The sequence below is a fragment of the Pseudomonas sp. GW823-FHT03E05 genome, assembly GCF_058796855.1.
The window spans coordinates 205,224-218,015 of sequence record NZ_JBXAJB010000009.1 but is presented as its reverse complement, the minus strand read 5'-3'; the positions used below and the strand labels follow the sequence as shown (position 1 = coordinate 218,015).

At 69.9% G+C, this 12,792-nt stretch carries 1 protein-coding gene (cut by a window edge); it reads left to right on the top strand.

What is annotated here, in order from left to right:
• The first annotated feature begins 167 nt into the window (after window positions 1–167).
• A protein-coding gene (gene ofaB / locus AC1RCO_RS29155) for an orfamide A non-ribosomal peptide synthetase OfaB (protein ID WP_492618314.1) crosses the window boundary here: on the top strand, window positions 168–12,792 show its 5' portion. 479 nt of this gene lie beyond the right edge of the window; only the first 12,625 of its 13,104 coding nucleotides appear in the window; its start codon is at window positions 168–170; its stop codon lies beyond the right edge, outside the window.

Below are 12,792 nucleotides of genomic sequence, written 5' to 3'. Positions count from 1 at the left end.
GCGGGCTCACTGTCCCTGGTGCTTTTTGCGCAACGGCGCGACAGCCCCGCGCGGTGCCTGGCAGCGGCGCTTGTCGCCCGTCCGGGCAGCGGGGCGCCGGTGAAAGGTTGCATCTGAAACAAGGACGTTCTCTTCAACCGTTTCCGAATTCTCAGGCAGGTTACAAGATGCAGTTCAGCGAATTGATGGCAGTGCTTTCGACCCTGGCGATCCGTCTTCAACGGGAACAGGAAGACCTGCTCGTCCAGGGCGATGACGAGGCGCTGGACGACGGGCTCTGGGACAGTCTGGTGCAGCACAAGGCCCGGCTCCTGGAACTGCTCGACGGCCAGGGCGGCAGCTGGCTGAGCCCGGCCTTCAGGATCACCCCGGACATGCTGCCCCTGGTGCAGCTGGACCCGCCCGCCATCGAGCGCATCGTCGCCGCAGTGCCCGGTGGCGCCGCCAACGTGCAGGACATCTACCCCCTGGCGCCGCTGCAGGAGGGCATGCTCTATCACCATTTGTCCGCCGCCCAGGGCGACCCCTATGTGCTGCAGGCGCGCTTCGCCTTTGCCAGTGCCGAGCGACGGCAAGCCTTCGCCGAAGCCTTGCAATGGGTCATCGACCGCCACGACATCCTGCGTACCGCCATCGCCTGGGAAAGCCTGGATGAGCCGTTGCAGGTGGTCTGGCGCCAGGCGCCGCTGGTGATCGAGGCCGTGGCGCTGGACCCGGCCGACGGCGATGTGCTCGGCCAGTTGCAGGCCCGCTACGACTCCCGGCACTTTCGCCTGGACCTGCGTCAGGCGCCGCTGCTGCGCCTGGTGCACGCCGAGGACCCGGCCAACCAGCGCCAGGTGGCGCTGCTGCTGTTCCATCACCTGGCCCTGGATCACTCCGCGCTGGACCTGGTACGCCAGGAAATCCACGCCCGCCTGCAAGGGCACAGCGAGCGCCTGCCGGCCCCGGTACCGTTTCGCAACCATCTGGCCCAGGCCCTGGCAAGCCGCAGCGAGGCGGCCCACGAACGCTTCTTTCGCGAGATGCTCGGCGATATCGACGAGCCGACCCTGCCGTGCGGCCTGGGGGATGTGCAGGGCGCCGGGCGGGTGATCGAAGAGGCCCGGCTGACCCTGGACCGCGAGCTCAGCCAGCGCCTGCGGGCCCAGGCCCGGCAGCTGGGGGTGAGCAGCGCCAGCCTGATGCACCTGGCCCTGGCCCGGGTGCTGGGCCAGCTGTCGGGGCGCGAAGCGGTGGTGTTCGGCACCGTGCTGCTGGGCCGCATGGAGGCCGGCGAAGGCGGCGAGCGGGCCCTGGGCATGTTCATCAACACCTTGCCGCTGCGGGTGGATGTCGGCGCCCAGGGCGTGCGCGCCGGGGTCCTGGCCACCCATCAGCGGCTCAGTGCCTTGCTCGCCCATGAGCATGCGTCCCTGGCCCTGGCCCAGCGCTGCAGCGGGGTCAGTGCGCCGACGCCGCTGTTCAGCGCCATGCTCAACTACCGCCACAGCCACGCCGCCGATGGCGCCCAGGTGCAGGAGGTGGCCCCGGGCATCCAGGTGCTGGGCGCCGAAGAACGCACCAACTACCCGCTGACCATCAACATCGATGACCTGGGAGAGGATTTTTGCATCACCGCCCTGGTGGATCGGCAACTGGGCGCCGAGCGCATCGCCGGCTACCTGCTGACCGCCCTGGAGAGCCTGGCCCTGGCCTTGCAGAGCACTCCGCAGGCACCGCTGTACAGCCTGGAGATGCTCCCGGCCAGCGAGCGCCGCTACCTGTTGCAGGGCCTGAACACGCCGCTGGGGCACTACCCGGACAGCCCGCTGATCCACCAGCAGGTGGAAGCCCAGGCCCGGGTCCAGCCCGAGGCCCCGGCGCTGCTGTTCGGCGAGCTGCGGCTGAGCTACGGCGAGCTCAACCGGCGCGCCAACCAGGTGGCCCACCGTTTGCTGGCGCTGGGCGTACGCCCGGACCAGCGGGTGGCGATCTGTGTCGAGCGCGGCGTGGAAATGATCGTTGGCCTGCTGGGCATCCTCAAGGCCGGCGGCGCCTACGTGCCCATCGACCCGGCCTACCCCCGCGAGCGCATCGCCTACACCCTGCAGGACAGCGACCCGGTGGCGCTGCTGGTGCAGGCCGGCACCCAGTCCCTGGTGGCCGACCTGCGGGTGCCGCTGATCGACCTCGACAGCCGCACCCTGGCCCATGAAGCCCAGGACGACCCCGAAGTGCCGGGGCTGACCCCGGCCCACCTGGCCTATGTGATCTACACCTCGGGCTCCACCGGCCTGCCCAAGGGGGTGATGGTGGAGCACCGCAACGTGGCCCGGCTGTTCAGCGCCACCCGTGACTGGTTCGACTTCAACTGGCGGGACGTGTGGGCGCTGTTCCATTCCTTCGCCTTCGATTTCTCGGTGTGGGAGATCTGGGGGGCGCTGGTGCATGGCGGCCAGTTGCTGGTGGTGCCCCAGGCCGTCAGCCGTTCGCCGGATGACTGCTACCGGCTGCTCTGCGAAGCCCGGGTGAGCATCCTCAACCAGACCCCCAGCGCCTTCCGTTCGCTGATCGCGGCCCAGGACCAGAGCCCCCTCAAGCACTCCCTGCGCCAGGTGATCTTCGGCGGCGAGGCCCTGGAACCGGGGATGCTCAAGCCCTGGTATGCCCACCTGGAAAACGTCGGCACCCAGCTGGTGAACATGTACGGCATCACCGAAACCACGGTGCACGTGACCTATCGCCCGTTGCAGGCGGCGGACGCCCAGCTGGTGGGCAGCAGCCCCATCGGCCGGCGCATTCCCGACCTGCAACTGTATGTGCTCGATGCCCACCGCGAGCCGCTGCCCAGTGGCGTGGTGGGTGAGTTGTATGTGGGCGGCGCCGGGGTTGCCCGGGGCTACCTCAACCGCGATCAGCTGACCGCCGAGCGCTTTATCGCCGACCCCTTCAGCCACGAGCCGGGGGCGCGGCTGTACAAGACCGGCGACCTGGCGCGCTGGCGCAGCGACGGCAGCCTGGAGTACCTGGGGCGCAACGATGACCAGGTGAAGATCCGCGGCTTTCGCATCGAGCTGGGGGAGATCGAGGCCCGCCTGGCGGCCTGCGACGGCGTGCGCGAAGCGGTAGTGATCGCCCGGGAAGACACCCCGGGGGACAAGCGCCTGGTGGCCTATGTGATCCCCCGGCCGGGGGCCGCTGCCAGCGCTGCGCAACTGCGCGAGCAACTGCAACAGAGCCTGGCCGAGCACATGCTGCCCAGCGCCTTTGTGACGTTGCAGGCCTGGCCCCTGACCCCCAATGGCAAGCTCGACCGCAAGGCCCTGCCGGCGCCGGACAGCCAGGCCCTGGCGCGGCGTGAATATGCAGCGCCCCAGGGCGAGGTGGAACAGGCCATCGCGACGATCTGGCAAGAGCTGCTGGGCTTGCCGCAGGTCGGGCGCCAGGACAACTTCTTCGAGCTGGGCGGGCACTCGCTGCTGGCGGTCAAGCTGATGGAGCGCATGCGCCAGGTGGACCTGTGCGCCGATGTGCGGGTGCTGTTCGGCCAGCCGACCCTGGCCGCGCTGGCGGCGACCGTGGGCGGGCAGCGCGAGGTGCAGGTGCCAGCCAACCGCATCGCCGCCGATTGCCGCCACATCACCCCGGACCTGCTGCCCCTGGCGGACCTCGATCAGGCCGCCATCGACCGGCTGCTGGCGCGGGTGCCCGGCGGCGCCGCCAACGTCCAGGACATCTATGCCCTGGCGCCCTTGCAGGCGGGGATCCTCTATCACCACCTGAGCAGCGCCGAGGGCGATCCCTATGTGCTCCAGGTGCAGTTCGAATTTGCCGGCGAAGACGCCCTGCAAACCTTCACCCTGGCCTTGCAGCAGGTCATCGCGCGCCACGACATCCTGCGCAGCAGCATGGCCTGGGAAGGCCTGGAACAGCCGGTGCAGGTGGTCTGGCGCCAGGCGCCCCTGGACATTCAGGTGGTCGAGACGGACCCGGCCCAGGGCCCGGTGCTGGAGCAGCTGCAGGCGCGTTTCGACCCCCGTCGCTACCGCCTGGACCTGAGCCGGGCGCCGCTGCTGCAACTGGCCTGCGCCGCGGACCCGGGGCAGCAGCGCTGGCTGGGCCTGCTGTTGTTCCACCACCTGGCCCTGGACCACAGCTCCCTGGAGGTGTTGGTGGAGGAGATCAGCGCGGTGCTGCAGGGCGCCGCCGCGCAGTTGCCGGCGCCGGCACCGTACCGCAACTATGTGGCCCAGGCGCGCCTGGGCCATGGCGAGGAGCAGCACCAGGCGTTCTTCCGCGAGATGCTGGCGGACATCGACGAGCCGACCCTGGCCTTCGGCCTGCAGGACGTGCAGCGCGACGGCAGCGGCATCCGGGAGCGTCAACTGCGCCTCGACCCGGCGCTGTGCCGGCGCCTGCGGGAGCAGGCGCGGCACCTGGGAGTGAGCCTGGCCAGCCTGCTGCACCTGGCCTGGGGCCGGGTGCTGGGGCAACTGGCGGGCCGCGATGACGTGGTGTTCGGCACCGTGCTGCTGGGAAGGATGCAGGGCGGCGCCGGTGCCGACCGGGCCCTAGGCATGTTCATCAACACCTTGCCGTTGCGGGTCAGTGTCGGGGAGCAGGGTGTGGCCGAGGCCTTGCGCGCCACCCATGCCCGGCTGGCCCGATTGCTGGGCCACGAGCACGCCTCCCTGGCCCTGGCCCAGCGCTGCAGCGGCGTGCCGGCATCGCTGCCCCTGTTCAACAGCCTGCTCAACTACCGCCACAGCGCTGCCGACACCGCGCAGCAGGGGCCGGCGAGCTGGGAGGGGATCCGCGTGCTCGACTCCCGGGAGCGCAGCAATTACCCCCTGGCGCTGAATATCGACGATGACGCCCACGGCCTGCGCCTGACCGTGCAGGCCGTGGCGCAGGTGGACGGCGATCGGGTCTGTGGCTACCTGCAGTGCGTGCTGGAACACCTCGCCCAGGCCTTGGAGCAGACCCCGGCCCTGGCCCTGGAGAACATCCCGGTACTGCCGGCGGCCGAGCGCCGCCAGGTATTGCTGGAGTTCAATGCCAGCACCCGCGACTACCCGCGCCAGCACACCGTGCACCGGCTGTTCGAGGCCCAGGCCCAGGCCCACCCGCAGCGGGTGGCGGCGGTTGAAGGCCAGGCGCAGCTCAGCTACGGCGAGCTCAATACCCGGGCCAACCAGTTGGCCCGGCACCTGCTGGAGCTCGGGCTGCAGCCCGGCGACCGGGTGGCGATCCTGTTGCCCCGGTCCCTGGACCTGCTGGTGAGCCAACTGGCCGTCTGCAAATGCGCCGCGGCCTATGTGCCCCTGGATATCAACGCCCCGGCCCAGCGCCAGGCCTTCATGGTGGAAGACAGCGCCAGCGTGCTGCTGCTCAGCCGCAGCGACCAGGTGCTTGCGTGCCCGGCCAGAAGGGTCGACCTGGACCGCCTGCAACTGGCGCCATTGCCCGGGCACAACCCGGACCTGGCGCAGTCGTCCGAGACCGTGGCCTACATCATGTACACCTCCGGCTCCACCGGCGTGCCCAAGGGCGTGCAGGTGCCGCACCGGGCCATCAGCCGCCTGGTGCTCAACAACGGCTATGCCGACTTCAACCCCGAGGACCGGGTGGCCTTCGCCTCCAACCCGGCCTTCGACGCCAGCACCATGGATGTCTGGGGCGCCTTGCTCAATGGCGGCCGGGTGCTGGTGATCGATCACTACACCCTGCTGGAACCTGCGCGTTTCGGCCGGGCCCTGAGCACGGCCGGGGCCACGGTGCTGTTTGTCACCACGGCGCTGTTCAACCAGTACGTGCAACTGATTCCCGAGGCCCTCAAGGGCCTGCGGATTCTCCTCTGCGGCGGCGAGCGTGCCGACCCGGCGGCCTTTCGCCGCCTGCTGGCGCTGGCGCCGCGGCTGCGCCTGGTGCACTGCTACGGCCCCACCGAAACCACCACCTACGCCACCACCCATGAAGTCACCGCCCTGGCCGATGACGCCGAGCACGTGCCCATCGGCCGGCCGATCGGCAACACCCGGGTGTATGTCCTGGACGCCCAGCAGCGGCCGCTGCCCATCGGTGCCCCGGGGGAGATCGTGATCGGCGGCGACGGCGTGGCCCTGGGTTATCTCAACCGCCCCGAACTCAACGCCGAGAAATTTATCCGCGACCCTTTCAGCGAACAGCCCGGGGCCTTGCTGTACCGCACCGGGGACATTGGCCGCTGGCTGGGCAACGGCCTGCTCGAATGCCTGGGACGCAACGACGATCAGGTGAAGATCCGTGGCCTACGCATCGAACTGGGGGAAATCGAGGCGCGCCTCACTGCCTGCGCCGGGGTCAAGGAGGCCGTGGTCCTGGCCCGGGAAGACGAGCCCGGGGACAAGCGCCTGGTGGCCTACTACACCCTGCAGGCGGACGCCGCGCCGCTGCCGGCCGAAGCCCTGCGCGCGGCCCTGCAGCAGCAACTGCCGGACTACATGGTGCCCCTGGCCTACGTGCAGTTGCAGGCCTTGCCCCTGACCAACAACGGCAAGCTGGACCGCAAGGCGCTGCCGGCGCCGGCCCCGTCGGCCCTGCTCAGCCGTGAATTCGTCGCCCCCCGGGGCGAGGTGGAAATCGCCCTGGCGCGGATCTGGAGCGAGCTGCTCAAGGTGGAGCAGGTGGGGCGCCACGACCACTTCTTCGAACTGGGCGGGCACTCGCTGCTGGCGGTGAGCCTGATCGAGCGCATGCGCCAGATCGGCCTGAGCGCCGATGTGCGGGTGCTGTTCAGCCAGCCGACCCTGGCCGCCCTGGCCGATGCCGTGGGCAGCGGTCGGGAAGTGCAGGTGCCGGCCAACCTCATCAGCGCTGATTGCCCGCGCATCACCCCGGACCTGCTGCCCCTGGTGGAACTGGACCAGGAGGCCATCGACCGGGTGCTGGCCAGCGTGCCGGGCGGTGTGGCCAATGTGCAGGACATCTACCCCCTGGCGCCGTTGCAGGAGGGCATTCTCTATCACCACCTGAGCGCCGGGCAGGGCGACCCCTACCTGCTGCAATCGCGCCTGGCCTTCGACAGCCTGGAGCGCCTGCAGCGTTTCGCCGGGGCCCTGCAGCAGGTCATCACGCGCCATGACATCCTGCGCACCGCGGTGCTCTGGGAAGGCCTGCCACAACCGCTGCAAGTGGTCTGGCGCCATGCCGAGCTCCGGGTCGAGGAACAGCACCTGGACCCGGCCGAGGGTGACCTGCTGGCGCAGTTGCAGCAGCGCTTCGACGCCCGTCACTGGCGCCTGGACCTGGCCCAGGCGCCGCTGATCCGCCTGGTCTATGCGCGAGAGCCCGGGCAGCAGCGGGTGCCGGCGATCCTGCTGTTCCACCACCTGGCCCTGGATCACACCGCCATGGAGGTGATCGGCGAGGAAATGCGCGACCTGCTGTTCGACCGCGCGCAGCACCTGGGCACACCGGTGCCGTACCGCAACTATGTGGCCCAGGCACGCCTGGGTGCCGGGCAGGCGGAACACGAGGCGTTCTTTCGCGACATGCTCGGGGACATCGACGAGCCGACCCTGGCCTTCGGCGTAGAGGATGTACAGGGTGACGGCCTGGGTATCGAAGAGGCCGAGCTGGTGCTGCCCGAGGCCCTGAGCCAGCGCCTGCGGCAACAGGCGCGGCACCTGGGGGTGAGCGCCGCGGCCCTGATGCACCTGGCCTGGGGCCTGGTGCTGGGGCAGTTGGCCAACCGTCGCCAGGTGGTGTTCGGCACCGTGCTGATGGGCCGCATGCAGGGCGGCGCGGGCGCCGACCGCGCCCTGGGGGTGTTCATCAATACCCTGCCGCTGCGGGTCGATGTGCAGGGCAGCGTGCGTGCCGCGGTCAAGGCCACCCACGCCCGGCTCAGCGCCTTGCTCGGCCATGAGCACGCCTCCCTGGCCCTGGCCCAGCGCTGCAGCGCGGTGGCGGCCGGCGCGCCGCTGTTCAACACCTTGCTCAACTACCGCCACAGCGTGCCGAACACGGCGGCGCCGGACGGCCTGGATATCTGGCAGGGCGTCGAACTGCTGGGGGGCGAGGAGCGCAGCAACTACCCGCTGAGCCTCAGCGTCGATGACCTGGGCGAAGGCTTCAGCCTGGCGCTGCTGGCCCAGGCCGGAATCGGTGCGCAGCGTGTCGGCGCTTATATGCAAAGTGCCCTGGAGCAACTGGCCCAGGCCCTGGAACACAACCCGCAGGCGGCCCTCGAACAGTGCTCGGTGCTGCCGCCACAAGAGCGCGAGCAACTGCTGGAGGGCTGCAATGCCAGCACCGCCGACTACCCCCGCGGGCAGACCCTGCACGGGTTGTTCGAGGCGCGAGCGGCACAGGCTCCCGACGCTGTGGCGCTGGTGCAGGGGCCGTTGCGCCTGAGCTACCGCCAGCTCAACCAGCAGGCCAATCAGCTGGCCCGGCAACTGCTGGAGTTGGGCGTGCACCCAGACGATCGCGTGGCCCTGTGCCTGCAACGCGGGCCGCACTTGTTGCGGGGCATGCTGGCGGTCCTCAAGGCCGGGGCGGCCTATGTGCCCATCGACCCGAGCCTGCCGGCCGAACGCATCACCTACCTGCTGCAGGACAGCGCGCCGCTGGCGGTGCTGGTGCAAAGCGCCACCCGCGAGCTGCCGGGCAGCCTTGCGGTGGTGTCGATCGATCTCGATGGGGTTGCCTGGCAGGAGGCCGAGCTGGGCAACCCGCTGCTGCCGCACCTGACCCCGGCGCACCTGGCCTATGTGATCTACACCTCCGGTTCCACTGGCCTGCCCAAGGGCGTGATGGTGGAACACCAGAGCCTGGAAAACCTGGTGCACTGGCACTGCGCGAGTTTCGACCTGGGCCCGGGGCGGCACAGCTCCAGCGTCGCCGGCCTGGGCTTCGACGCCATGGCCTGGGAGGTCTGGCCGACCCTGTGCAGCGGCGCGACCCTGCACCTGCCGCCCGCCGATGTGGGCAGCCAGGATATCGAAGCGCTGCTGCACTGGTGGCGCGCCCAGCCCCTGGATGTCAGCTTCCTGCCGACCCCGGTGGCCGAATACGCCTTCAGCCAGGGGCTCGGCCACCCCACACTGGACACCTTGCTGATCGGTGGCGACCGCCTGCGCCAGTTCGCCGCCGACCCGGGTTTTGCAGTGATCAACAACTACGGCCCCACCGAAGCCACGGTGGTGGCCAGCTCCGGGCGGATCGAGGCCGGTAGCGCCCTGCATATCGGCCGGCCCGTGGCCAATGCGCGGCTCTACCTGCTGGACGAACTGCAGCGCCCGGTGCCCCAGGGGGTCAGTGGCGAGCTGTATGTGGCGGGGGCCGGGGTGGCCCGGGGTTACCTCAACCGCCCGCAAATGACCGCTGAACGCTTTCTCAACGACCCCTTCAGCGCCGAGCCCGAGGCACGCATGTACCGCACCGGTGACCTGGCCCGCTGGCGCGCCGACGGCAACCTCGACTACCTGGGGCGCAACGACGACCAGGTGAAGGTGCGCGGCATGCGCATCGAACCTGGGGAAATCGAGGCGGCGCTGCTCACCCATCCGGCCCTCAAGGAAGCCCTGGTGCTGGTCCGCGAGGGGCGCCTGCTGGCCTATTTCACTTCCCGTACCGAGGGCGTGCAAGCCGCCGCCGAAGACCTGCGCGACCACCTGCAAGGCCGGCTGCCGGACTACATGCTGCCGGTGGCCTATGTGCGCCTGCCGGCCATGCCCCTGACCGCCAACGGCAAGCTCGACCGCAAGGCCCTGCCACCGCCGGGGGAAGAGGCCTGGCTGAACCGGGAATTCGTGGCCCCCGAAGGCGAGGTGGAACAGGCCCTGGCGCGGATCTGGAGCGAGGTGCTGCAGGTGGAGGCGGTGGGGCGCCATGATCACTTCTTCGAACTGGGCGGGCATTCGCTGCTGGCGGTGAGCCTGATCGAACGCATGCGCCAGATCGGCCTGGACGCCGACGTGCGGGTGCTGTTCGGCCAGCCGACCCTGGCTGCGCTGGCGGCTGCGGTGGGCAGTGGCCGCGAGGTCGCGGTCCCGGCCAACCGGATCACCGCGGATTGCCCGCGCATCACCCCGGATCTGCTGCCGCTGGTGGAACTGGAGCAGGAAGCCATCGACCGAGTGGTGGCCAGCGTGCCCGGCGGCGTGGCCAACGTGCAGGACATCTACCCCCTGGCGCCGTTGCAGGAGGGCATCCTCTATCACCACCTGAGTGCCCGGCAGGGCGACCCCTACCTGCTGCAATCGCAGCTGGCCTTCGCCAGCCGGCAGCGCCTGGATGATTTCGCCGCAGCCCTGCAGCGGGTGGTCGAGCGCCACGACATCCTGCGCACCGCGGTGCTCTGGGAAGGCCTGAAGCAGCCGCTGCAAGTGGTCTGGCGCCAGGCAGGGGTGCAGGTGCAAGAGGTGCAAGCGAACCCCGCCCAGGGCGAGGTCCTGGAGCAACTGCAGGCGCGCTTCGATGCCCGGCACCTGCGCCTGGACCTGACCCGGGCGCCGCTGATGCGCCTGGTGTATGCCCAGGACCCGGCCCGCCAGCGCATCGTCGCCATCCTGCTGTTCCATCACATGGCCCTGGACCACACCGCCCTGGAGGTGGTGCGCGAGGAAATCCAGGCCTGCCTGCTGGGGCAGTCGCCCGCGGGCACGGCGATTCCCTATCGCAACTACGTGGCCCAGGCGCGCCTGGGTGTGAGCCGTGAAGAGCACGAGGCATTCTTTCGCGAGATGCTCGGCGATATCGATGAGCCGACCCTTCCGTTCGGCCTGCAGGACGTGCAGGGCGATGGCGATGCCATCGAAGAGCGCCAGCAGGCCCTGGAGCCGTCACTGAGTGCGCGCCTGCGAACCCAGGCCCGGTTGCTGGGGGTGAGTGCGGCGAGCCTGTTCCACCTGGCCTGGGCCCGGGTCCTGAGCGTCACCTCGGGCCAGGACCGGGTGGTGTTCGGCACCGTGCTGCTGGGGCGCCTGAGCGCCGGGCAGGGCGCCGACCGGGCCCTGGGCATGTTCATCAACACCTTGCCGCTGCGGGTCGACCTGGATGCGCGTGGCAGCCGTGCCGCGGTCAAGGACACCCACGCCCGGCTCAGTGCCTTGCTGGGTCATGAACACGCCTCCCTGGCCCTGGCCCAGCGTTGCAGCGGGGTGGCCGCGCCGCTGCCGCTGTTCAGTGCCATGCTCAACTACCGCCACGGCAGCGACGGGGTGCCGAGCCAGGCCGTGCAACAGGCCTGGCAGGGCATCGAGACCCTGCATAGCGAGGAGCGCACCAACTACCCCCTGAGCCTCAACGTCGACGACCTGGGCCAGGGGTTCCGTCTCACCGCCATGACCCTGGCGCGGATCGGTGCCGAGCGGATCTGCGGCTACATGCAGCAGGCCCTGCTGGCCCTGGTGGAGAACCTGGAGACGGCGCCGCAGCGGCCCCTGCGCGAGGTGCCGATCCTGCCGCCGCAGGAGCGTCAGCACCTGCTGCAAGGGTTCAACGCCACGGCCGTGGATTACCCCCTGGAGCAGACCCTGCACGGGCTGTTCGAGGCCCAGGTACGGCGCAGCCCCGAGGCCACTGCGGTACAGGCCGGCGAGCAGCAGCTGAGCTACGGCGAACTCAACCGGCGCGCCAACCAGCTGGCCGGGCACCTGCTGCACCTGGGCGTCGGCCCCGACAGCCGGGTGGCGATCTGTGTCGAGCGCGGGCTGGAAATGGTGGTCGGCCTGCTGGCGATCCTCAAGGCCGGCGGCGCCTATGTGCCCATCGACCCGGGCTACCCCGCCGAACGCATCGCCTACATGCTCGACGACAGCGCGCCCCTGGCGGTGCTGGCCCAGGGCGCGACCCGGGCATTGCTCGGCGAACTGGCGCGGCCCCTGGTGGACCTCGACCAGCTGGCCTGGAGCGGGCCGGCGCCGGGCAACCCGCAAGTAGAGGGGCTGACCCCGGGGCACCTGGCCTATGTGATCTACACCTCCGGTTCCACCGGCCAGCCCAAGGGCGCGATGAACGAGCACCGGGCCGTGGTCAACCGCCTGTTGTGGATGCAGGCGCAGTACCGCCTTGGCACCGAGGACGCGGTGTTGCAGAAGACCCCGTTCAGTTTCGACGTCTCGGTCTGGGAGTTCTTCTGGCCGTTGTTCACCGGCGCACGGCTGGTGATGGCGCGCCCCGATGGGCACAAGGACCCGGCCTACCTGCGCCAGGTGGTCCGTGATGAACGCATCAGCACCTTGCACTTCGTGCCCTCGATGCTCGATGTATTCCTGGCCTATGGCGACACCCACGAATGCGCCGGCCTGCGCCAGGTGATGTGCAGCGGCGAGGCGCTGCCGGGCAGCCTGGTGCGGCGCTTCAAGCAGCAGTTGCCGCAGGTGGCGCTGCACAACCTCTACGGCCCCACGGAAGCGGCGGTGGACGTCACCGCCTGGGATTGCGCCGGCCCGCTGGCACAGACCCCGGACAACACCCCCATCGGCAAGCCCATCGCCAATACCCGCATCTACCTGCTGGACGCGCAGATGCAGCCGGTGCCCCTGGGGGTGGTGGGCGAGCTGTACATCGGCGGGGTGCAGGTGGCCCGGGGTTACCTGAACCGCGAGCAGTTGAGCGCCGAACGTTTCCTCAAGGACCCGTTCAGCCAGGAACCGGGGGCGCGCCTGTACCGCACCGGCGACCTCGGGCGCTATCAGGCCGACGGCACTATCGAGTACCTGGGGCGCAACGACGACCAGGTGAAGATCCGCGGACTGCGCATCGAACTGGGGGAGATCCAGGCGCGCCTGACCCAGCTGGAGGAGGTCAAGGAGGCGGTGG